This is a genomic window from Streptomyces sp. NPDC046925, from assembly GCF_040644915.1.
Taxonomy (GTDB): Bacteria; Actinomycetota; Actinomycetes; order Streptomycetales; family Streptomycetaceae; genus Streptomyces.
In genome coordinates, this window is the sequence record NZ_JBEYWZ010000002.1 from 1,252,533 (window position 1) to 1,275,733 (window position 23,201).

General features: G+C 72.4%; 16 protein-coding genes. 3 read left to right on the plus strand and 13 right to left on the minus strand.

The annotated features are described in order from the left end of the window. Positions 1-50: 50 nt before the first annotated feature. Positions 51-2,462 carry a penicillin acylase family protein gene (locus ABZ906_RS12215; protein WP_361380870.1) on the plus strand — a complete coding sequence of 804 codons (2,412 nt, stop codon included), beginning with the start codon at positions 51-53 and terminating at the stop codon, positions 2,460-2,462. Positions 2,463-2,535: 73 nt separating this feature from the next. On the opposite strand, the gene ABZ906_RS12220 is transcribed toward ABZ906_RS12215, so the two are convergent. Together ABZ906_RS12220 and ABZ906_RS12225 are read right to left on the minus strand one after the other, a co-directional pair. Further along, positions 2,536-4,092 (minus strand): acyl-CoA synthetase, encoded by a 1,557-nt coding sequence (locus tag ABZ906_RS12220; RefSeq protein ID WP_361381440.1) that lies wholly within the window; start codon positions 4,090-4,092, stop codon positions 2,536-2,538. A 51-nt stretch (positions 4,093-4,143) separates the two neighbouring features. Then, positions 4,144-5,247: a nitronate monooxygenase family protein gene (locus tag ABZ906_RS12225; RefSeq protein WP_361380873.1), complete on the minus strand. Its 1,104-nt coding sequence runs from the start codon at positions 5,245-5,247 to the stop codon at positions 4,144-4,146. A gap of 175 nt (positions 5,248-5,422) precedes the next feature. Here ABZ906_RS12225 and ABZ906_RS12230 point away from each other — a divergent pair, with 175 nt between their 5' ends. After that, entirely contained in the window at positions 5,423-7,231 is a 1,809-nt protein-coding gene (locus ABZ906_RS12230) for a serine hydrolase (RefSeq protein ID WP_361380876.1), read from the plus strand. 36 nt (positions 7,232-7,267) lie between these two features. On the opposite strand, the gene ABZ906_RS12235 is transcribed toward ABZ906_RS12230, so the two are convergent. The 8 genes from ABZ906_RS12235 to ABZ906_RS12270 all read right to left on the minus strand — a co-directional run bounded on the left by ABZ906_RS12235 (position 7,268) and on the right by ABZ906_RS12270 (position 18,301). Then, positions 7,268-8,818: an NAD(P)/FAD-dependent oxidoreductase gene (locus ABZ906_RS12235; RefSeq protein WP_361380879.1), complete on the minus strand. Its 1,551-nt coding sequence runs from the start codon at positions 8,816-8,818 to the stop codon at positions 7,268-7,270. A 110-nt stretch (positions 8,819-8,928) separates the two neighbouring features. After that, a complete protein-coding gene (locus tag ABZ906_RS12240; RefSeq protein ID WP_361380882.1) occupies positions 8,929-11,166 on the minus strand; it encodes a serine/threonine-protein kinase in 2,238 nt (745 codons plus the stop codon). Continuing rightward, positions 11,148-12,101 carry an oxygenase MpaB family protein gene (locus ABZ906_RS12245; protein WP_361380885.1) on the minus strand — a complete coding sequence of 318 codons (954 nt, stop codon included), beginning with the start codon at positions 12,099-12,101 and terminating at the stop codon, positions 11,148-11,150. Before ABZ906_RS12245 ends, ABZ906_RS12240 begins: the two co-directional genes overlap by 19 nt. 42 nt (positions 12,102-12,143) lie before the next feature. Further along, positions 12,144-13,187 (minus strand): 2-hydroxyacid dehydrogenase, encoded by a 1,044-nt coding sequence (locus ABZ906_RS12250; RefSeq protein ID WP_361380888.1) that lies wholly within the window; start codon positions 13,185-13,187, stop codon positions 12,144-12,146. A gap of 52 nt (positions 13,188-13,239) precedes the next feature. Next, positions 13,240-13,866 (minus strand): histidine phosphatase family protein, encoded by a 627-nt coding sequence (locus tag ABZ906_RS12255; protein ID WP_361183192.1) that lies wholly within the window; start codon positions 13,864-13,866, stop codon positions 13,240-13,242. After that, positions 13,863-15,377: an FGGY family carbohydrate kinase gene (locus ABZ906_RS12260; protein ID WP_361380891.1), complete on the minus strand. Its 1,515-nt coding sequence runs from the start codon at positions 15,375-15,377 to the stop codon at positions 13,863-13,865. Before ABZ906_RS12260 ends, ABZ906_RS12255 begins: the two co-directional genes overlap by 4 nt. After that, positions 15,370-16,932: an FGGY-family carbohydrate kinase gene (locus ABZ906_RS12265; protein WP_361380894.1), complete on the minus strand. Its 1,563-nt coding sequence runs from the start codon at positions 16,930-16,932 to the stop codon at positions 15,370-15,372. The genes ABZ906_RS12260 and ABZ906_RS12265 overlap by 8 nt, the downstream gene beginning before the upstream one ends. Positions 16,933-16,978: 46 nt before the next feature. Further along, positions 16,979-18,301 (minus strand): MFS transporter, encoded by a 1,323-nt coding sequence (locus ABZ906_RS12270; protein WP_361380897.1) that lies wholly within the window; start codon positions 18,299-18,301, stop codon positions 16,979-16,981. 252 nt (positions 18,302-18,553) lie between these two features. Here ABZ906_RS12270 and ABZ906_RS12275 point away from each other — a divergent pair, with 252 nt between their 5' ends. Further along, positions 18,554-19,372 carry a DeoR/GlpR family DNA-binding transcription regulator gene (locus ABZ906_RS12275; RefSeq protein WP_361183199.1) on the plus strand — a complete coding sequence of 273 codons (819 nt, stop codon included), beginning with the start codon at positions 18,554-18,556 and terminating at the stop codon, positions 19,370-19,372. 21 nt (positions 19,373-19,393) lie between these two features. Here the strand turns inward: ABZ906_RS12275 and ABZ906_RS12280 are convergent, their stop codons facing one another. The 3 genes from ABZ906_RS12280 to ABZ906_RS12290 all read right to left on the minus strand — a co-directional run bounded on the left by ABZ906_RS12280 (position 19,394) and on the right by ABZ906_RS12290 (position 23,201). Continuing rightward, entirely contained in the window at positions 19,394-20,053 is a 660-nt protein-coding gene (locus tag ABZ906_RS12280; RefSeq protein WP_361183201.1) for a TetR/AcrR family transcriptional regulator, read from the minus strand. Between the two features lie 30 nt (positions 20,054-20,083). Further along, the gene (locus tag ABZ906_RS12285; RefSeq protein ID WP_361380899.1) at positions 20,084-21,904 is read right to left on the minus strand and encodes a TIM barrel protein; all 1,821 of its coding nucleotides are present in this window, start codon (positions 21,902-21,904) and stop codon (positions 20,084-20,086) included. Positions 21,905-22,340: 436 nt separating this feature from the next. Beyond that, complete coding sequence (locus ABZ906_RS12290; RefSeq protein WP_361380902.1) at positions 22,341-23,201, minus strand: shikimate dehydrogenase; 861 nt, start codon at positions 23,199-23,201, stop codon at positions 22,341-22,343.

Sequence of the window (23,201 nt, forward strand, 5' to 3'; positions counted from 1 at the left end):
CCGGTTGGTACGCTCAACCGCCCCTTCCCTCAACCCCGTTGGGAGGCTTTATGCGCAGCCGCACCAGACGCCTCATGGCTCTGGGCATCAGCCTGTTGACCGCCGGAGCCCTGCTGCCGTCATCGGCCGGCGCGGCGGAGGACCGTGACGCCCACCCGTCGGGCGGCGGCCTGTCCGCGACCGTCCGCTACACCCAGTACGGCATTCCGCACATCCTGGCCAGGGACTACGAGAACCTCGGCTTCGGCACCGGCTGGGCGCAGGCCGCCGACCAGGTGTGCACCCTCGCCGAGGGATATGTGACCGTGCGCGGGGAGCGGTCACGTCACTTCGGCGCCGACGGCAAGCCCGACGGCTCGCTGTCCTCGGCGACCACGAACCTCGCAAGCGACCTCTACTTCGGCGGTGTCCGCGACACGCACACGGTGGAGAAGCTTCTGAAGCAGCCCGCGCCCGCGGGGCCGAGCGCCACGTCGAAGAAGCTGATGCGCGGCTTCGCCGCGGGCTACAACGCCTGGCTGAAGCAGAACCGCGTCACCGACCCGGCCTGCAAGGGCGCCGCGTGGCTGCGCCCGATCACCTCCCTGGACGTGGCCAGGCAGGGCTTCGCCGTCCAGGTCCTCGGCGGTCAGGGGCGCGGCATCGACGGCATCACCGCCGCGCAGCCCCCGGCCGCGTCGGCCCCGGACCGCGCCCCCGACCCCGGGCGCACCGCCGAGGAGGCACGCAAGCTCTTCTCGGCCGACGAGGCCGTGATGGGGTCCAACGCCGTCGCGTTCAGCGGGAAGACCACCGCGAACGGCAAGGGCCTGCTGCTCGGCAATCCGCACTATCCCTGGCAGGGCGGCCGCCGCTTCTGGCAGTCGCAGCAGACCATCCCGGGCGAGCTGAACGTCTCGGGCGGTTCGCTGCTCGGCACGAGCGTCGTCAACATCGGCTTCAACGGCGATGTGGCGTGGAGCCATACGGTGGCCACGGGCGTGACCCTCAATCTGCACCAGCTCACGCTCGACCCGGCCGATCCGACCGCCTATCTGGTGGACGGCAAGCCGGAGAAGATGACGAAGCGGACGGTCGAGGTGCCGGTCAAGGGCGGCGCCCCGGTGACCCGCACGCAGTGGTGGACCCGGTACGGCCCGGTCACCAACGGCCTCGGCGCGCAGCTCCCGCTGCCCTGGTCGGCGAAGACCGCGTACGCCCTGAACGACCCGAACGCCAGGAACATGCGCGGCAGCGACACCGACCTCGGTTTCGGCAAGGCGCGCTCCACCGACGGCATCCTGAAGGCGCTGCGCGACACGCAGGGACTCCCCTGGGTCAACACCATCGCCGCCGACCGCAAGGGCCACTCGCTGCTCAGCCAGTCGCAGGTCCTTCCCCGCATCACCGACGACCTCGCACAGCGCTGCTCCACCGATCTGGGCAAGGTCACGTATCCGGCGTCGGGTGTGGCCGTGCTCGACGGCTCGCGCGGCGACTGCAAGATCGGCTCGGACAAGGACGCCGTACAGCCCGGTGTCTTCGGTCCGTCGAAGATGCCCACCCTCAAGGACGCCCCGTACGCGGAGAACTCCAACGACAGCGCCTGGCTCACCAACGCGGACAAGCCGATCACGGGCTACGAGCGGGTCTTCGGGACGATCGGCACCCAGCGCTCCATGCGCACGCGCGGCGCGATCGAGGATGTCGCCGCGATGGCGAAGGAGGGCGGTCTGACGGTCAGGGACCTCCAGAAGCAGCAGTTCGCGAACCGGGCGCCGGCGGGCGATCTGGCCGCCGACGACGCGGCGCGCGCGTGTGCCGCGCTGCCCGGCGGCACCGCGACGGGCACGGACGGCAAGGCCGTCGACGTGCGCAAGGCCTGTGACGTCCTCAAGACCTGGGACCACAGCATGAACACGGACAGCAGGGGCGCCCTGCTCTTCGACCGGTTCTGGCGCAAGCTGGTGGCCTCCGTGCCGAACGCCCGGCTGTGGAAGGTGCCGTTCTCCGCCGCCGACCCGGTGCGCACCCCGAACACCCTCGACACGGACGCGCCCGGCTTCGCGCCCGCGCTCGCCGACGCGGTGTCCGAGCTGGGCGGTGCGGGCATCGCCCTGGACGCCCCGCTGGGCAAGAACCAGTTCGTCGTACGCGGCTCCCAGCGGCTGCCGGTGCACGGCGGCACGGAGTCGATCGGCGTGTGGAACAAGGTCGAGCCGGTCTGGGACGCGAAGGGCGGCGGCTACACCGAGGTGGCGCACGGTTCGAGCCACATCCAGGCGGTCGGCTGGGACAAGAGCCGCTGCCCGCAGGCGCGCACGCTGCTCACCTACTCGCAGTCGTCGAACCCGAACTCGCCCCACTACAGCGACCAGACACGGCTGTACTCCGGTGAGCGGTGGGTGACCTCGCGGTTCTGCGAGAAGGACATCATGCGCGACCCGAAGCTGAAGGTGGTCAAGGTGCGCGAACGCCGCTGAGGCCCCCCGCCACGCCGATCGCCACAGGGTCACCCCGCGTCCTGCCCGACGCGGGGTGACCTGCGGGTGCGGACTACAGCGCGCGTTCCCTTCCCTCCCAGTACGGCTCACGCAGCCTGCGCTTGTAGAGCTTGCCGTTCGGGTCGCGTGGCATCGTCTCGATGAAGTCGACGCTCTTGGGGCGTTTGTAGCCCGCCAGTCGGCGCTCGCAGTGGTCGAGGATCTCGGTGGCCAGCGCGTCGTCCGCCGTGCGGCCGTCCGCGACCTCCACGACCGCCTTGACCTGCTCGCCCCACTCGTCGTGCGGGATGCCGAACGCGGCGGCGTCCGCCACGGCGGGGTGGGTGAGCAGGGCGGACTCGATCTCGGCGGGGTAGATGTTGACCCCGCCCGAGATGATCATGTCGATCTTGCGGTCGCGGAGATAGAGATAGCCGTCCTCGTCGAGATAGCCGAGGTCGCCGACCGTGAAGAAGTCGCCGATGCGGTTCTTCTTCGTCTTGGACTCGTCCTTGTGGTACGAGAATCCGCCGGTGCTCATCTTCATGTAGACGGTGCCGAGTTCACCGGCGGGCAGCTTGTTGCCGTCGTCGTCGAAGACGGCCAGTTCGCTGATGGGCCAGGCCTTGCCGACGGTGCCGGGCCGCTTCAGCCAATCCTGCGCGGTGGCGAAGGCGCCGCCGCCCTCGCTGGCCGCGTAGTACTCCTCGACGCACTCGCCCCACCACTCGATCATCGCCCGTTTGACGTGGTCGGGGCAGGGAGCGGCGCCGTGGATGGCGTGCCGCATCGATGACACGTCGTACGCCTCCTTCGTCGCGTCCGGCAGTGCGAGGAGGCGGTGGAACTGGGTCGGCACCATATGGGTGTGCGTGCACTTGTGGGTGTCGATGAGGCGGAGCATCTCCTCGGGCGTCCACTTGTCCATCAGGACCAAGGGGTGGCCGATGTGCAGGGCGGCGCCGGCGAACTGGAGGACGGCCGTGTGGTAGAGCGGCGAGCAGACGAGGTGCACGTTGCCGTCGAAGGGCCTGACGCCGAAGATGCCGAGGAAACCGCCGAGGTAGGACTCCTCGGGGAGCTTGCCGGACAGCGGGCGCCGGATGCCGCGTGGGCGTCCCGTGGTGCCCGACGTGTAGTTCATGACCCAGCCGAGGGTGCGGTCCTCCGGCACGGACTCCGGCTGCCCGGCCAGGAGTTCGGCGTACGGGCAAAAGCCGTCGATCGCGCCCACGGAGTACCGGTGGGTGGCCGGGAGCTTCGCCTCGTCGGCGGCGTCGGTCGCCGCCCGGCCGAAGCGCTCGTGCGCGACGAGCACCTTCGCTCCGGAGTCGGCGACGATCCAGGCGATCTCGGGCCCGACCAGGTGGTGGTTGACCGGCACGAGATAGAACCCGGCCTGCGAGGCGGCCAGATACGCGGTGAGGAACTCGACGCCGTTGGGCAGCACGACGGCGAAGGCGTCGCCTCGTTCGAGGCCCGCGGCGCGCAGCCCGTGGACGAGCTGGTTGACGGCCGCGTGCAGGCGCCGTGCGGTCCACTCCTCGCCGTCGGGCGCGATCAGTACGGCACGGTCCGGGTCGGCCTGGGCCTGCGCCCAGAAGCCGTTGGGGGGCGCGCTGTCCGGCATGCTGCTCATAAGGGCCTCTCCTCCGTCGTCTCGTCAGTCGCGTCCGGAGCGTCAGTCGCGTCCGGCGATGCGGTTCACGCGGTCGATGGCGCGCTCGAAGCCGCGGGTCAGGTCGTCGAAGACCGCCTGGACGCTGCGTTCGCTGTTCATCCGGCCGACGATCTGCCCGACGGGCGTGCCGAGCAGCGCCTGGACCTCGTACTTCTGGATGCGCGAGACCGCCTCGGCGACCAGGAGCCCTTGCAGCGGCATGGGCAGGGTGCCGGGCCCGCTGGGGTCGTCCCAGGCGTCGGTCCATTCGGTGCGCAGCTGGCGTGCGGGTTTGCCCGTGAGGGCGCGCGAGCGGACCGTGTCGCCCGAGCCCGCCGCCAGGAGTTTCTCGGTCAGGGCCCGCGAGTGCATGTCGGCCTCCGTGGTGGTGAGCCAGAGGGAGCCGAGCCACACGCCCTGCGCGCCGAGCGCGAACGCCGCCGCGATCTGCTCGCCGCTGCCGATGCCGCCCGCCGCGAGCACCGGCAGCGGCGCGACGGCCTCGACGGCTTCCGGGGTCAGGACCATGGAGGCGATCTCGCCGGTGTGCCCGCCCGCCTCGTAGCCCTGCGCGACGACGATGTCGATGCCCGCGTCGGCGTGCTTCTGCGCGTGCCGGGCGCTGCCCGCGAGCGCGGCGACCAGGACGTCGTTGTCGTGCGCGCGTTGGATGACGTCGGCGGGCGGTGAGCCGAGCGCGTTGGCGAGCAGCTTGATCGGATAGTCGAAGGCGACGTCGAGCTGGTTGCGCGCGACCTGCTCCATCCACCCGGTGATGCGCCAGCCGGAGGCTTCGCCCTCGGCGAGTTCGGGTACACCGTGCTTGGCGAGGGTGTCCTCGACGAACCGGCGGTGGCCTTCGGGGATCATCGCCTCGACGTCGGCCTCGCTCACCCCCTCGACCTTCTTGGCGGGCATCACGACATCGAGTCCGTAGGGCCGGTCCTCGACGTGCTCCTGCATCCAGTCGAGGTCCCGGGCCAGCTCGTCGGGCGCCGTGTAGCGGACCGCGCCGAGCACACCGAATCCGCCCGCCCTGCTGATGGCGGCCGCCACCGCCGGGAAGGGCGTGAAGCCGAAGATGGCGTGCTCGATCCCCAGTTTCCTGCTCAGCTCTGTCTGCATGGGCGCAGGATGCCGCAGCCGTCCGGACGACGGAAGAGATTTTCTGATGCAGTGTCAGATCTTTACGGGGCGCGCTCGGTTGACAGGGCCGGGCGCTGACATGAAAGTTTCAGCAGTCTCTTGTGATCCCGAAAGATAATTTCAGCTCAGAAGAGTTCCAGGAGGGGGCGCGGTCATGGCCGAGGACAGCGGGGCGGCGGGCAGAGCGGGCGGCGGTCTGAGCCGACGCCAACTGGGAGCGCGGGCCGTGGCCCTCGGCGGGGCGCTCGCGCTCGTGCCGTTCCCCGCGGGTCCCGCTGCCGCCGCGGCGGGTGCGGCGTCCGGCGCCGGGCATCCGACGCTGCGGCCCGGCACCCCCGAGCGCGCCGGGCTCCTCGCCGGGCACCTGCGGCAACTGGTCGCCGACGCAGAGCAGTTCCTCGGCCCCTCGCCCAAGCACCCCTGGTACGCGGGCGCCGTCCTGCTCGCGGGCCGCGGCGGCACGGTCGCCCTGCACCAGCCCATCGGCAAGGCGGTGCGCTACGCGGCGTACGACGAGAAGACCGACACCGGCACCGAGTTGCCGGCCGACCGGCAGATCGCGATGGCCAAGGACACGGTCTTCGACCTCGCCTCCGTCTCGAAGCTGTTCACCTCGCTGCTCGCCGTGCAGCAGATCGAGCGCGGCAAGCTGGACCTCGAGGCGAAGGTCGCCTCGTACATCCCCGACTTCGGGGGCGGGGGCAAGCAGGACGTCACGATCCGCCAGCTCCTCACCCACACCTCGGGTTTCCGCGCCTGGATCCCCCTCTACAAGGAACCCACGCGCGAGGGTCAGCTGCGCCTCATCTGGCAGGAGAAGCCGCTCAACCCGCCCGGCACCAAGTATCTCTACTCGGACCTGAATCTGATCTCGCTCCAGCTGGTCCTCGAAGAGATCACGGGCCGCCGCCTCGACGCCCTGCTCCGCGACGAGATCACCGCTCCGCTCGGAATGCACCGCACCCGCTACAACCCGCCCGCCTCCTGGCAGCGGAAGATCGCCGCCACCGAGGACGCCCGCCTGCCCTGGTCGGGCCTTGACCGCGGCATGGTGTGGGGCGAGGTGCACGACGAGAACGCCTTCGGCTTCGGCGGGGTCGCCGGGCACGCGGGAGTCTTCTCCTGCGCCTGGGACCTCGCGATCCTCGGCCGGACCCTGCTCAACGGCGGCGTCTACGGCCGCTCCCGCATCCTGTCCGACGCGTCCGTGAAGCTGATGTTCACCGACTTCAACACCGACTTCCCCGGCGACGAGCACGGCCTGGGCTTCGAGCTCTACCAGCACTGGTACATGGGCGCGATGGCGACGCCGCGCACCGCGGGCCACACGGGCTTCACCGGCACCTCCCTCGTCCTGGACCCGACGACCGACTCCTTCCTCGTCGTCCTCGGCAACTCGGTCCACCCGGTGCGCAGCTGGCGCTCCGGCTCGGCCCCCAGGGTGGCGGCGGCGAACCGCATGGCACGCGCCGTTCCGGTACGCCCCGCGCGGGGCCGCACCGCATGGTTCTCCGGCATGGCGAACGCGGCATCGGCCACCCTGACCCTGCCGCCGCTCACCCTCGCCACCGACCGGGCGAGGCTGCGCTGCGAGCTGTGGTGGGACACCGAGCCGGGCTCCGACCAACTGCGCCTGGAGGCCTCGCGGGACGACGGCGCGACGTGGCAGCCGGTGCCGTTCACGACGCAGCACCGGGGCTCCGATCCCCGCCCGCACCCCGACGGCACCGCCTCCGGCTGGTCCGGGCGCGTCTGGCACCGCCTCACCGCCGACCTCTCCGGGTTGCGGGGCGAGCTGGTGCGGCTGCGCTGGCGCTACGCGACCGACCAGCTCTACGTGGGGCGCGGCGCGTACGCCGACGGGCTGCGGGTCGAGGACGGCGGCCGTACCGCCTTCGACGAGGCGCGGCCCGCCGACGCGGCCCGCATCGAGGCGGTGGGCTGGGCCCCCTCGGCCGACTGAGGCGGGGCGGGGCCCTGGCGGGACTCTGGCGGGGGCCTACTCCCCCAGCGCTGCCATGGCCGCGTTGTGTCCGGGGATGCCGCTGACCCCGCCGCCGCGCACGGCACCCGCCCCGCACAGCAGGACGTTCGCGTGCCGCGTCTCCACGCCCCAGCGCCCGGTGCCTTCCTGCGCGTACGGGAAGGCCAGGTCGCGGTGGAAGATGTTGCCGCCGGGAAGGCGCAGGTCGCGTTCGAGGTCGAGCGGGGTCTTGGCCTCGATGCAGGGGCGCCCGTCTTCGTCGGTGGCCAGGCAGTCGGCGAGCGGCTCGGCCAGGTGGGCGTCCAGCTGCGCCAGGGTCGACTTCAACAGTTCGGCCCGTGCGGTGTCGTTGTCCCGGGCGAAGAGGCGGGCGGGCGTGTGCAGTCCGAAGAGGGTGAGGGTCTGGCAGCCGCGCTCCACCAGCTCGGGGGCGAGGATGCTGGGGTCCGTGAGCGAGTGGCAGTAGATCTCGGACGGCGGTGCGGCGGGCAGCTCACCGGCCGCGGCCTGGGCGTACGCGGTGGCCAGCTCGCCGTACCCCTCCCCGATGTGGAAGGTCCCGGCGAAGGCCTCGTGCGGGTCGACCGAGGTGTCGCGCAGCTTCGGCAGCCGTTCGAGCAGCATGTTGACCTTGAGCTGCGCGCCTTCGGCGGGGGCGGGCGGTGCGTCGCCGACGAGGGCGGCGAGCTCCTGCGGGGACGCGTTGACCAGGACGTGCCGCGCGGCGACGGTGGCTTCGCGCCCGGGCGTGCGGTACGTGACCTCGGCGCTCCGTCCGTCCGACTCGATGCGGGTGACCTCGTGGTCCGTGGCGAGCTCGGCGCCCGCCGCGCGAGCCGCGTCCGCGAGGGCGCCGGTGAGCGCGCCCATGCCGCCGACGGGCACGTTCCAGTCGCCGGTGCCGCCGCCGATGACGTGGTAGAGGAAGCAGCGGTTCTGGCGCAGGGACGGGTCGTGGGCGTCGGCGAACGTCCCGATGAGGGCGTCGGTGAGCACCACCCCGCGCACCAGGTCGTCGTGGAACCGTTCCTCGATGGCGGCGCCGATGGGCTCCTCGAAGAGCGTCCGCCAGGCGTCCTCGTCGCCGATCCGCTCGCGCAGCGCCTCGCGCGTGGGCAGCGGCTCGGTGAGCGTGGGGAACACCTGCTCGGCGACCTGCCCGGTCATGGCGTAGAACTCCCGCCACGCCTCGTACTCCCGCGGGCCGCCGGTGAGCCGCTCGAACGCGTCCCTGGTACGTGCCTCGCCCCCGCCGACGAGCAGTCCCGCCGGGCGCCCGTCGCGCTCGGTCGGCGTGTAGGAGGAGACGGTGCGGGTGCGCACCCGGAAGTCCAGGTCGAGATCCCGGACGATCTTCCGCGGCAGGAGGCTGACGAGGTACGAGTAGCGCGAGAGGCGGGCGTCGACGCCGGCGAAGGGCCGGCTGGACACGGCCGCGCCGCCGGTCCCGGACAGCCGCTCCAGAAGCAGGACGGAGCGCCCGGCACGGGCGAGATAGGCGGCGGCGACGAGGCCGTTGTGACCACCGCCGACGATGACGGCGTCGTAACGATCGCGAGGAGGCATAGCCCTTGGTAACACGCGGGGGCGCCGAGCGCCCCCAAGGGGCGCGGGGAACTGCGCGCCCGGCCACGACGCACCGGCAGGCGGCCACGAACCCGGGACGCCCCCGCGGGTCAAGCCCGCCGCTGGCGAAGCGCCGCCACCCGCCGGTAGAGCTCGACCGCCTCGGTGCCCCGGCCCAGCTGCTCCAGACAGTGCGCCTCGTCGTTGCGGCTGGCCAGGGCGTCGGGGTGGTCGGCGCCCAGGACTTGTTCGCGGGCGGCCGCGACCCGGCGGTACTCGGTCAGGGCGTCCGCCCAGCGGCCGAGCCAGCCCAGGCCCACGGCCACCTCGCGGCGGCTGACCAGGGTGTCGGGGTGGTCGCCGCCCAGGACGCGTTCGCGGATCGCGCAGACGTCACGGGCCTCGGCCAGGGCTTCCTCCCAGCGGCCCTGACGGCCGAGATTGACGCCGAGGCCGTGCCGGGCGCGCAGGGTCTCGGGGTGGGAGGGGCCGTTGACCCGGGTGCGGTCGTCGATCAGGTCGCGGTACAGCTCGAGGGCCTCGCCGCTGCGGCTGAGCCGTCCCAGGCTGATGCCCACCTCGTAGCGCGCGGCGAGGGTGTCGGGGTGGTCGGCGCCGAGCGCCCGCACGCGCGCGTCGGCGACCTCGCGGTACGTCTGGAGCGCCTCGGGCCATCGGCCCAACTGCCCCAGGGCGTAGGCGACTTCGTAGCGGGTGACCAGGGTGTCGGGGTGGGTGGCGCCGAGGACGCGGGCCCTGGCCGTCGCGACCTCGCGGGCCAGCCGGTAGGAGTCCTCCAGACGGCCGAGCCTGCTGAGGTTGTATGCGAGGTTGTGGCGGCAGCGCAGGGTGTCGGGGTGATCGGCGCCCGCGGTCCGCTCCCGCACGGCGAGCACCGAGGTGTACATCTGGTGTGCCTCGAAGTGCCGTCCCAACTGCCCCATGACGTACGCCATTTCCTGCCGGGCGGCGAGCGTGTCCGGGTGCTCGGGGCCGAGCGTGCGCTCCCTGCCCTGCGCGACGCGGCCGTACTCCCGCAGGGCGTCGGCCGCGCGGCCGGTGCGGCTGAGGGTGAAGCCCACTTCGTAGCGGCTCGCGAGGGTGTCGGGGTGGTCGGGGCCAAGGGCGTGCTCCCGCTCGGCGGCCACCGCGCGGTGCACCTCGCCCGCCTCGGCCCAGCGGCCCAGGCGCCCCAGGCTCAGGCCCGCGTTGTGCCGGCTGAGGAGGGTGGCCACCACCTCCGGGGACGGGGTGGGCCGTTCGGGCTGCCGCGGGGTGGCGGCACGGCGCGCGTCGGTGCGCGGGATCCACTCGCCGGTCAGGCCCGCCGCCGCGTCGGGCGGTGTCGTGCGCAGTTCGGACACGCCGTTCGCCTTGTGTCCGGTGGTCATGCCGCGGGTCCACGAGGGCAGCCGCGGTTCGTGCGAGGGCGGCTGCTCGGGGCGGCGCACGGGCGGGGTGACGACGGTAGGGACGTACGAAGGGACAACGGGGACGACGCTGCGGCCCGAGACGATGCGGCGCCCCAGTTCGCGGGCGTCGCCCGGCCGCTCGTCCGGTTCCTTGGCGAGCAGGTCGAGGACGATCCGCTCGAAGTACTCGGGCAGTTCGCCGCGGTGCCTGCGGGGCGGCTCGGGAGTCGTGTCGCGGTGGCCGACGAGGACGGCCCACGCGTCCTCCAGGTCGAACGGCGGCGCGCCGGTGGCGATCTCGTACAGCACGCAGCCGAAGGAGTAGAGGTCGCTGCGCTGGTCGACCGGGGCGCCGCTGATCTGCTCGGGCGACATGTAGTGCGGGGTGCCCATGGCGATGCCCGTGCCGGTCAGGCGTGAGGTGAAGCCGATGTCGGCGCCGAGCCTGGCGATGCCGAAGTCGCAGATCTTCACCGTGCCGTCCGTGAGCCGCATGATGTTCGCGGGCTTCAGGTCCCGGTGCACGATGCCCTGTTCATGGGTGTACGCGAGCGCCGCCGCGACCTGGTCGGCGATCTCCACGACGTCCGCGACGGGCAGCGGATGCTGTCGGTTGTCCTCCAGGAGCTGACTGAGGTTGCGGCCTTCGAGCAGTTCCATGACCAGATACAGGACGCCGTCGTGTTCCCCGAAGTCATGGACCACGGTGACGCCGCGGTGCTGGAGGGCCGCCGCGACGCGTGCCTCGCGCCGGAACCTCTCGCGCAGCACGCGGGTGAAGGACTGGTCGGTCTGGGGCCCGAGAGGCTTGAGGCACTTCACGGCGACCCTGCGTCCGAGGGATTCGTCGCGCGCACGCCACACTTCGCCCATGCCGCCGCGCCCGATCAGGTCCAGCAGCCTGTAGCGGCCCTGGATCAGCCTGGTGTCCGCCATCTCCCGCCGTCGCCCCCGTTGCTTCGCTTCGCCCTCCCCGGCCCGTCCAGTATGGCTGCCCGCCTGTCGAGTTTGTACGGGGCAGGCCGGGCGCCGGGCCCGAGCCTGGCCATGGCGCGCAGAATGTGCTTCGGGGGAAGTTGCCAGCGTATACGCGCGGGGACGGTGCGCAGGATGGTGCCGGTGGTGACGAGTCGCCGGGTCACGGTGGCGGGCGGCGGGGCCGTTCTGCCGTACAGCTCGTGGGCGTAGGGCGGCAGCGAGGAGTACGCCAGATTCGCGACGCGCCGCCACAGCAGGGCGCGCGCCGGAACAAGCAGCGGGTGGGTCGGCGGGCGCCGCAGGAAGTCGTCGACGTCGCGTGCCTCGGGCCCGGCGGCCAGTTCGGGCCGGACCCGCTCGAAGTAGGCGGCGAGTTCCGCGGTCGACGCCGGTACGCCGTCGGGGTCGAGGCCGACGAGCCGGGCGCTCTGCCGGTGTTCGTCGACGTACCGGTCGGCGAGTTCGCCGGTCAGGCGGAAACCGGACCGGCGGGCGACGTGCAGATAGGAGTCGATCTCGGCGCAGTGCACCCAGAGCAGCAGCCCGGGCTCGTCCACGCCGTACCGCTCCCCCGTGTCGGGGTCGGTGGCCGTCAGCATCGTGTGGATCTTCCGCACCCGTGCGCCCGCCTGCTCGGCGACCTCGGTGGTGCCGTACGTGGTGGTGCCCACGAAGCTGGCGGTGCGCATGAGGCGGCCCCAGGCGTCCTTGCGGAAGTCGGAGTTCTGCATGACGCCGCGGACCGCGCGCGGGTGCAGGGCCTGCAGATACAGGGCGCGTATCCCGGCGACCCACATCATCGGGTCGCCGTGCATCTGCCAGGTCACGGACGTGGGGCCGAAAAGGCCCGGATCTCCCGGCGCCGGGTGCCCCGATGAGGATGCCTCGCGCATACAACCACCTCCTGATCGCAGGCTACGCCGCCGGGGCCCGCCTCAACCCGCCCGGATGACCTCGGGGTTGGCGCAGTGCGCGAGGGGTTCGCCGCGCAGGAAGCGGCCGACCTCCGCCGCCGCGATGCCCGCCGCCTTGTGCGCGACCTGCCTGCTGCCGCCCGCGATGTGCGGGGTGAGGACGACACCGGGGGCGGTCAGGAGGCGGGAGTCCGCGGGCAGCGGCTCCTCGGGGAAGACGTCGAAGCCCGCCCCCGCCAGGTGCCCCGATTCCAGCGCGTCGCAGGCGGCGTCGTAGTCGAGCAGCGCACCGCGGGCGCAGTTGACCAGGATCGAGCCGCGGGGCATCGCGGCGATCTGCGCGCGGCCGATCATGCCTTTGGTCTCGTCGGTGACGCGGGCGTGCAGGGAGACGACGCGCGAGCGGCGCAGCAGTTCATCGAGGGAGACCTGTTCCGCCACTCCCTCCAGCGCGTCGGGCCGTACGTACGGGTCGTGCACGAGGATGTCGGCGCCCAGGGCGCGCAGGACCTTGGCGACGCGGCTGCCGATGGCGCCGTAGCCGATCAGGCCGACGGTCGCGCCTTCGATCTCGATGCCGCAGTTGTCGTAGTCGTAGTAGTCGCCGCGCCAGGTGCCCTCGCGCAGGTCGGTGTGGGTGTCGCCGACACCGCGGGCGGCGGCGAGCAGCAGGGTGAGGGTGTGTTCGGCGGTGGCGGTGGCGTTGCGGCCGGGGGCGTAGCAGACGGCCACGCCGTGCTTCGTCGCCGCTTCGAGGTTGGCGTTGACCGGGCCGCCGCGGCTGGTGCAGAAGAGCTCCAGGTCGGGGCAGGCGGCGAGGATGCGCTCGGTGAGCGGGCCGTGTTCGGTGACGCAGATCCGGACGCCCCGGAGCGCCTCGATCATCTCCTCCTCGCTGCCGGATGCCTCGATGACCTCGGCGACGGGGCCGAAGGGGGTGTGCGGCCAGGGGAATTGCAGCTCGCGGACGTCCAGCGGGAGTTCCCCGGCGGCGGCGCGCACGGCCTCGGCGAACAGGCCCGGGCGGATGAAGTGGTTGCCGGCGGCGAGGACGGTGGTGCTCATGGGTGGGTGTCTCCTGAGGGGCGGTGCGGGTGGCCGGTCGGTGGCAGCCGGGTCAGTGGCAGGCGGAGGTGTGGGTCGTCGCGGGGGCGTTGAGCCGCAGCAGCGCGGTGTGGCCGTCCTCGACCCGGATCTCCGTGAGGGCGCCGTTGAACAGTTGCGGGAAGACCCGGCGGTAGTCGCCGAGCGGGATGCCCAGGAGGTGGCAGAGCAGGACGCGTACGAGGGTGGAGTGGGCGACCAGGAGGACCCTGCCGTGCGGCTCCTGCCGGGCGATCCCGGCCAGGCAGTCCGCGGCGCGTGCGGCGGCCTTGCGGGGGTCCTCGCCGCCGGGCAGATGGTGGTCGACCGGGTCGTCGAGGAAGGCCGCGAGCTCCTCCGGGAACTGCTCGCGCATCTCGTCCCTGGTCAGTCCGTCGCCCCGGCCGAAGTCGAGTTCGCTCAGGCGCTCGTCGACGCGCGCGGGCAGCCCACAGGCCGCGGCGGCGGGCTCGGCGGTGAGCCGGGCCCGGGAGAGCGGGGAGCTCCAGACCGCGCTGAGCCCCGCGGTGGCGGCCCACTCGGCGAGCGCGGCGGCCTGCCCGCGGCCGAGGTCGGTGAGGGGCACATCGGTGCGTCCCGCGTAGCGGTTCTCCGCGTGCCAGACGGTTTCGCCGTGGCGTACGAGGATGAAGTCGGTCACTGGGCTGCCCTCCTGCGGGCGTGATCGGCCACGGCCCGGCTGAGCCAGCCGCGGCGGGTGAGTTCGTCGGTGAAGCGGAGGTAGAGGGGGAGGTAGCGGGCGGTGCGGGCAGGTGACGGGCGGATCTCCTCGCCTGCCCTGACCATGGCGGCGGCTGCTTCCTGGAGGCTCGCGCCACCGGAGGTGGCGGCGAGGACCGCCATGCCGACGGCGCCCTCTGCCTGTTCCGGCAGGCGTACGGGACGCCCGAGGACCTCGGCCCGCAGCCGGCACCAGTAGCGGTTGCGGGCGCCGCCGCCGGTGAGGGTGAGCGGGCCGTCGACGGGGGCGCCGAGGTGGTCGAGATAGTCGAGGCAGAGGCGTTCCAGACAGGCGACGCCGAGCAGGTACGCGTGGAACTCGGCCGCGCGGGAGGGGACTTCGCCGAGGATGAAGGGTTCGGCTTCCGGGGCGCGGAAGGGGAAGCGTTCGCCGCCGGTGGAGACCAGGGGGTAGGCAACCGCGTCCGGGTCGAGCGCGGCGGCCTCCCGGGTGAGCGCTTCCAGATCCTCGCCGTGGAAGTACCGGGAGACGACTCCCGCGCCGCTGCTCGACGCGCCGCCCGGCAGCCAGGTGTCGCCGGGGCCGCGGTGGCAGTACACGACGCCCTCCGGGTCGCGGACCAGGTGCGTGCTGGTGCCCTTGAGGACGAGGGTGGTGCCGAGCACCGCGTTCCAGGCGCCCGGTTCCAGGGCTCCGGCGCCGATCTGGGCGGCGCAGCCGTCGGTCATTCCGGCGACGAGGGTGGTGCCCTCGGGGATGCCGGTGGCTTGCGCGGCCGCGGCGCATACGGTGCCGAGGACGCTGCCGGGGCGTACGACGTCGGGCAACATGTCTTCGGGGACGCCGAGTTCGGCCATGACCTTGTGCGGCCAGCGCTCCTCGACGAGGTGATAGCCGGTCTTGAGGGCGTGGCTTGCGTCGGCGGCCACCTGATGCCCGGCGAGCCGCCAGGTGATCAGGTCGACCTGGTGCAGCAGCCGGACGCCCGCGGTGGCCGCCGCAGGGTGGTGGTCCAGGAGCCGGCGCAGTTTCGGCAGCGCCCAGGACGGCTGCATGCTGCGGTAGCCGAGGTCCCGCCAGACCTCCCCGCCCGCCTCGTTGACGGTGACCGCCTGATCGGCGGCGCGCCCGTCGTCGTACATCAGGCCGGGGGTGAGCGGGCGCCCCGCCGCGTCGGCGAGCAGGATCGTCCCGGAGGTGCCGTCGATCGCGAGCCCGCGGACGCGGCCCGCGTCGAGTCCGCTCAGGGCCTCGCGGCAGGCGGCGGCCAGGGCGCTCCACCACTGCTCGGGGTCCTGTTCGTGCCGTACGCCGTCGCGGTGGCTGGTCAGCGGCCGGGAGGCGGCGGCCAGAAGCTGTCCGGTGCCGTCGACGGCGACACAGCGTGCGCTCTGGGTGCCGAGGTCGAGGCCCAGCCAGATGCCGTCGAGGGATTCGGGCGGGCGGTCGGCGGAGCGGGTCTCAGACATGGGTGCCTCCCGGCGTCGTGCGGATACCGTCGCCGTCGTACGGGGTCGCTTCCGGGCCCGGGGCGCTTGTCCCCCGCCAGACCGCGTTGCCGCGCCAACCGGCTTCGCGCGCGAGGGCCCGCCGGTCGGTGAAGTCCTCGTACAGGGCGGAGTAGAACTGCGCGCGTTCCGGGTCGGGTTCCCAACCGCGCTGCATGCGGACGTACTTGGCGGCGGCCGTGTGCATGCTGCTTTCGGCGCCGGTGCGGACGAGGCCGGTGAGGAAGGCTCCCTTGGCGCCCAGTTCGGTGTCGCCGGAGCGGGCGGTCGGCACGCCCGTCGCATCGGCGATCAGCGCGCACCACGCGTCGCTGTTGGCGCCCCCGCCGCACAGCCGCAGCTCGCTCACCTCCGTACGGGCCGCTGCGAGCGAGTCGCGCAGGACCAGCGAGAGTCCGTCGAAGACGGCGCGGGCCAGGTCGGCGCGCGTGTGCTCGAGGGACATGCCCCAGAAGGAGCCGCGGGCGTGCGGGTCGAGGAACGGCGCGCGTTCGCCCGCCGGGGAGAGGTAGGGCAGGAACAGCAGGCCACGGGCGCCGGGCTCCGACTCGAAGGCGAGGCGCGCGAGTTCCGGCGGCCCGGCGAGGCCGAGCATCTGCGCGGACCAGCCGAGCACCTCGGCGCCGTTGAGGGTCGGGAAGGCGCGGAGGACCCGTTCGCGGCCGCGGTAGGCGATGTTGATGCCCGAGGGTTCGCCACTGGTGTCCACGTCCGTGCGGACGATCTCCGTGCACAGGGTGGTGCCGAGGATGCTGCACGCCTGGCCGGGGTTGACCACGCCGACGCCGCGGGCGGTGGCGGCGATGTCGTACGGCGACATCACGACCGGCAGCCCGGCCGGCAGGCCCAGTTGGGCCGCGGCCTCCCCGGTGATCTCGGCGATGCGCTCCGACTCCCCGAGGACGGTGGGCAGGAGGCGGTGGTAGGCGCTCAGGCCGAACAGGTCGAGGATCCGCGGGTCGTAGTCGCCGGTGGTGTGGTCGAGGAAGGGCGCCGACGCGTCCGACTCGTCGCAGGCGCGGACCCCGGTCAGGCACAGGAAGAGCCAGCCCGCGGCGGTGAGCGAGGTGCGGGAGCGCGCAAGGCGGTCCGGATCGTGGGCGGCGAGCCAGCTGAAGAGGGCATTGGGCATGCCGGCACAGGTCAGCGAGCCGTTGCGGCGGAAGGCCGCTTCGAGGACGCCCTCGCGCTGCCAGTCGGCGAGCAGGTCACCCGCGCGGCCGTCGGACCACAGGATCGCGGGTCCCGTGGGGCGGCCGTCGGCGTCGACGAGCCAGGCGCCGTCGCCCTGGGCGGTGAAGGACACCAGCCAGACCGGGTCGTCGAGGCCGGACAGGGCGCCGCGGACGGTGTGGACGACGGCGTTCCAGACGGCGTCCATGTCCTGCTCCGCCCAGCCGGGGTGGGGCCGCAGGACCTCGGTGGCCAGCCGGGAGACGGCGATCTCCGTGCCCTGGTCGTCGAAGACGACCGACTTGATCATGGTGGTGCCGACGTCGATGGTCAGTACGGACACGGGCCAAGTCCTTTCATGTCGGAAGCGCGTCGGAAGCACGTCGAGGTCACGCCGGGGCCGATGCGGAGGCGGGCGCGGCGCCCGGCGAGGCACTGACCTTCTCCGCCGTGCCCGCGTCATCCGGCACGTCCGGCAGCCTGAGGAAGAGCGCGAGCACGGTGCTCACCGCATGCATCCCCGCGAAAATCCAGACCACCCCCGTGACGCCGAGCGGTCCGACGAAGGCGGCGACGATCGCGGGACCCACGAAGGTGCTGGCTCCCGCGCCCAGGTTGAGCGCGGCGAGCGCCTGCCCCTTGTGCCGCGGTTCCAGCGAGGGCACCAATGCCGAAAGCGGTACATATCCGGCCAGCGTAGCGCCGTAGAGGGCGGCGGCCGCCAGGGCGAGGGGGAAGTTGTCGCCCGCCGCGTCCGGGACGTAGAAGAGCAGCAAGGTGCTGACGGTGCAACCGGCGCCGCCGCACCAGGCGATGGTCCTGCGCCAGCCGAACCGGTCCCCCACCACGCCGAACAGCAGGTTGGCGAAGATGTTGGTCGCGAACATCGCGCTCAGCAGGTGCAGCCACTCGGTGAGGCTGAAGCCGACCGTCTTCGTGAAGTGGATCGGCATGATCACGAAGAAGCCGAACTGCGAGGCCGTGTTGATGACCCGCGCGAGCGATCCGGCGCCGACCCGGGGATTGCGCCACAGGACGGTGACGCTGCCGAGCAGTGTGGCGAGCGGCCCCTCTCCCGCGCCGCGCGGCTGCTTGGCGCCCCGCTCGTCACGGACGAGAAGCAGGGCGATGAGCCCGCCCGCGGTCACCAGGGCCAGCGCCGACCACAGCGTGGCGTACGCGCCGATCCGCGGGATGAGCCCGCTGGCGACCAGGGAGCCGAGGGTGGGCAGACCGCCGGTGAAGGCGAACCAGAACCAGCCCATGGCCGTGCCGAGCCGGGCGCGCGGCGCGACCGAGGCGATCCACACCAGGAACCCGTAGGCGAACAGCGGATAGCCCAGGCCGCGCAGGCCGTACCCGAGCATCATCAGCGGATAGCTGGTCATGGGGATCGCGAGGACGAGGAAGAGGAGCTGGAAGACGCCCCAGATACCCAGGCCGGTCCACATGACGCGGCGCGGGCCCCACAGATCGGACAGCACCCCGGAGAGCCAGGCGGCGACGGCCGCCGCGGCGCCGTAGACGGTGAAGAGCAGCGCGACCCGCGGCTGCGAGATGCCCTCGTCGATCAGGTACGGCGAGAGATAGCCGGACTCGACCCCGTCTCCGATCATGAAGAGGAGCAGCCCGAGGTACCCCCATGCGAGGGTCGGCGGAATGCCCAGGCGTGTGATCAGTGAACGCGGCGGAGAGGGCGGGGGTGTCGGCATCGACGCTCCCCTTTCTGCGGCGGGGGCAGGAGGGACGGACGAGCCGATGGAACAGGTGGCCTCAAAGGCGAGTCAATGGCGGCCGGAATCTTCCCATCAGGGCGGCGACCTGCCGTGTTCGATCGGACCGCGGCCGCTCGTGGACGCCGTCCTCCACGGGAGAGCCGCGTTACATCCGTGGGAACATAACGCGGCGAGTTCACACACGTGCCGCGTACAGCACGGGGCACGGACACCGGAGGGAGCGCTGCGATGGACCGGGTCGAGGCCCAGGAGGAGCGGCGGCGCCAGATGCGCGAGGCCGTCGTCGGGCGCGGCTTCGTGCGCACCGCGGACCTCGCCGGGGAGTTCGGCGTCAGTCTGATGACCGCGCACCGCGACCTGGACGCACTGCAGGCCCAGGGGTGGCTGCGGAAGGTACGCGGGGGCGCGACCGGGCTTCCCTCGGCGCAGTTCCACGGCGGTTTCGCGGAGCGCATGGCAACGATGGCGCAGACCAAGCAGCTCCTCGCGCGGGCCGCCGCGACGCTCCTGGTGCCGGGTCAGACGGTGCTGCTCGACGACAGCACGACCTGTCTGCTGCTCGCGCACCAGGCCACCGAGCACACCCCGCTGACGGTCATCACCAACTCGCTGCCGGCCGTCACCACGCTCGCGAAGGAACCCGGCATCTCGCTGATCACGCTGGGCGGCGCGTACTTCCCGGCGTACGACGCGTTCATGGGCCTGCACACCGCGGACGCGGTCCGCGCCTTCAGGGCCGATGTCCTCTTCATGTCGACGACGGCCGTCACCAACGGCCGCTGCTACCACACGTCACCGGAGACGGTGCAGGTCAAGCGGGCGATGATGGAGTGCGCCGCGCGCCGGGTGCTGGTCGCGGACCACACCAAGTTCTGCAAGGACGGGCTGTATTCGCTTGCCCCGCTGACCGACTTCGATCTGCTGGTCGTGGACGACGGCCTCGCGCCGGAGCAGGTGCGGGCGGTGCGCGCGGCCGGTACCGAGGTGCTGGTGGTGCCGACGCGGAACCAGACGGCAGGCGGGAGCGGCCGGGATCAGGCGGGATGAGGCGGGATCAGGCGGGAGAGGTCAGGCAGGGGACGTCAGGTAGGAGATGACCATGTCTCCCAGCATCGTCCGGTAGTGCTCGCGGCGCGCCGACTCGGTGAGGTCGCGGCCGAAGAGCGCGCGGAACGTCTGCCGGTTGGAGACCCGGAAGAAGCAGAAGGAGCTGATCATCGCGTGCAGGTCGACGGCGTCCACGTCGGCCGTGAACACGCCCTGCTCACGTCCGGCTTCGAGGATGGAGGCGATGACGTCGATCGCCGGGGAGCTGAGTGAACCGAGGCTCTCGGAGGCGGCGATGTGCTGCGCCTCGTGGATGTTCTCGATGCTGACGAGGCGGATGAAGTCCGGGTGTGCCTCGTGGTGGTCGAAGGTCAGCTCGGCCAGGCGGCGGATGGCGGACACCGGGTCCAGATGTCCGACGTCGAGCTTTTGCTCCTCGTCCCGGATGACCTTGTACGCCCGCTCCAGGACCGCGGTGAACAGCTGGTCCTTGCTGCCGAAGTAGTAGTAGATCATCCGCTTCGTGGTGCGCATGCGGGCGGCGATCTCGTCCACCCTGGCCCCCGCGTATCCCATGCGGGCGAACTCCTCGGTGGCCACGTCGAGGATCTCGCCCTGCGTACGGGCCGCGTCCCTGGTGCGCTTGGCGGGCGGGGACGGCTGGGGTACGGCGGCGGCCATGCAGCTCCTCAGGGCGGACTCTCCGGCCGGTCAGTCTAGTGCGGGCCATGGCTGGTGAAGATGCTGGGCTGCGAGCCGTACGGCCGCGTTCGACGCCCCGTATCCCCGATAGCCGCCGGTCCGCTGCACCAGCTCGAAGAAGACCCGCCCGACCGTGGCGGTGTAGCAGTGGAGAAACTCGCCGTTCGCGTCCCGGTCGTAGAGGATCCCGAGGTCCGCGAGGACGGCAAGACGCCGCGGATCCAGGGCGTGGCGGGCGTCGAGGTCGTCGTAGTAGTTGGCGGAGATCGGCAGGAGTCTCGCGCCCTGTTCCTTCAGGCGCCGGGCGGCGCCGACGATGTCGTCCGTGGCGAGCGCGATGTGCTGGAGGCGGGTGCCGTCGGCGTCCGGCGCGGGCGCGACGTTGAGGACGATGCGCACACCGCCGTCGGGCGACGCGACGGCCCGGCTGCGCACGAGTCCGTAGGGGTCGGCCAGGTCGAGGCTGTCGTCCGCCTCCAGGCCGAGCACGCCCCGGTGGAACAGCGATGCCTCGTCGAACTGGTGCCAGGGCTGGGTGAGCGCGATGTGGTCGATGTGCCGGACGGTCCCGGCCGGTTGTGCATGCTCCCCCGGCGGGGTGCGCGGTGGTATACGGGTGAAGTCGCCGGTCCAGCTGGGGTGTTCGGGCTGTCCGGTGCGGCAGAAGAAGACCTCGGTGCCGTCGGGTGCGGCGACGGCGTCCAGCGGGGCGTCGCGCGGGGCCCGGCGGCGCGGCACCACAGGCGCGAGTACCGCCTCGGCCCGCCGTGCGGCTTCGTCCGGGCCGGAGGTCTCCACGCCGATCGCGGTGAGCGCCGGATCCTGACGGCGGCCGCTGACACCGGTGTTGAGCAGAATCCGGGCCTCCCCCTGCTCCCACAGCTCGACCGGCTTCCAGGTGTGCCGCGCGGTGTGGGCGAAGCCCAGGGCGCTCAGTACGGCGCGCAGCGGTTCGGTGTCGGCGGCGGTCAGCTCGGCGAACGCGAAGCCGGAGGGCACGGGGGCGGCGGGCAGCGCGGACAGGCCGGCCGACTCCTCGAGCAGGAGCAGCGAGCGGAGCGCGTCGACGGCGGTGGAGGCCGCGCCCGCCTGGCGGAAGACGTCGTTGAACACTTCGAGCGACAGGGGCCCTTGGTATCCGGCCCGTACCGTGGCCGCGACCAGGGGGGCGAGGTCGAACCCGCCCTGGCCGGGGAAGCAGCGGTAGTGCCTGCTCCACTGGAGGACGTCCATCGCCATCAGCGGCGCGTCCGCCAGTTGCAGGAAGAAGATCTTCTCGCCGGGGATGTCCGCGATGCCTTTGGGGTCGGATCCGCGGGAGAGGATGTGGAAGCTGTCGAGGCAGGTGCCCAGGGCCGGATGGTCCGCCTGCTCGACGATCCGCCACGCATGGTCGTACGTGCTGACGTGCCGGCCCCAGGCCAGCGCCTCGTAGGCGATACGGATGCCGTGGTCCGCCGCCCGGTCGGCGAGCAGACGCAGCTGCTCGGCGGCGAGTTCGTCGTCGTTTACCGCGTCGGGGGCGACGCTGGAGCAGACGAGGAGCAGGTCGGCGCCCAGCCGCTCCATCACGGCGAACTTGCGTTCCGCGCGCCGCAGATTGCGGGCGAGGACGTCGGCGGGGACGGCCTCGAAGTCACGGAACGGCTGGTAGAGGTCGATGCCAAGGCCCAGATCGGCACAGCGCAGCCGTACCTCTTCGGGACTGAGCGGACCGCCGAGAAGATCATTCTCAAAGATCTCCACACCGTCGAACCCGGCGGTGGCGATGGCGATGAGTTTCTCGGAGAGCGGGCCGCTGAGCGAGACGGTGGCGATGGATTTACGCATGGTGTCCTTCGGTCGGGCCGGAATCGTCAGGTAGGGGGGTGGCCGGAGCGGATGCGGTCGGGCGACGGGCTCCGGGGAGGGCGGGAGCTGGGAGGGTGGGAGCGGTCGGACGGGATGTCCCACGGTCGGGGCGTATGCCGTCGGGCGACGGGCCAAGAGAGCGGGAGCCGGGAGGGCGTAAGCCAGTCGGGCGGGATGCCGCCGCGCCGACCACGGCCAGAGCGGAGCCCGCCAAACCGGTACCGGCCGAACCCAACACCGCCAGACCGGCAAGGGCAGAGCCGGATGTCCTCACGCAGGGAGGGCGGGAGCCGGCCGGAGCGGATGCCGTCGGGCCGGCCGCAGCCAGAGCGGAGCCCGCCAGGCCGGTACCGGCCTGACCCGGTACCGGCCTGACCCGGCGCCGCCGGGCCGGCGAGGCAGCGCAGGGCCGGCCTCAGGCCGGAAAGGCGGCGAGGTCGCCGAAGTCGGCCAGCATCGGTCCGGTGTGCGGTTCGAGTCCGGTGAAGAGCCGGAAGGCGTCGGCCGCCTGGAAGACGGCCATGCCGCCGCCGTCGAGGGTGCGGCAGCCGACGGCGCGCGCCTCGCGCAACAGCTCGGTCTCCAGGGGCCGGTAGACGACCTCGGCCACCCAGAGATCCGGCCTGAGCAGCGCGACCGGCAGGGGCAGGCCGGGATGGGCGGCCATGCCGGTTGGTGTGGCATGGACCAGGCCGTCCGCGGCGGCGAGGCACCGGGCGATCGCACCGCTCGCGGCGGACACCGCACGCCCTTCCCCGAAGCGCGCGGCCAGCGCCGCGGCGAGGGCGGCGGACCGGCCCTGATCGGTGTCGACCAGGGTGACGCGGTCGACACCGAGGTTGAGCAGGGCGTGCGCCACGGCGGCGCCCGCCCCACCCGCCCCGAGCTGCACGACGTCACCGGTCGGCGCGTCGGCGAGGCCGCGGGCGAAGGACTGGGCGAAGCCGGTGGCGTCGGTGTTGTGCCCGATGGCGCGACCGCCCCTGAAGACGACGGTGTTCACGGCGCCGAGCCGGGCCGCCTCGGGGGCGAGCTCGTCCAAGTGCTCGATGACCAACTGCTTGCAGGGGTGGGTGATGTTCAGCCCGTCGAAGCCGAAACGGCGCGCGGCGTGCAGCAGTTCGCCGACGGCCTCGGGCGCCACGCCCAGCACGTCGATGTCGAGGGTGCGGTAGACGAGGCGCACACCGTGCCGGTCCGCCTCCCGTTCGTGCAGGGCGGGGCTCAGGGAGGGTCCGATACCGGAGCCGATCAGGCCGGTGAGGTACGAGGTCAT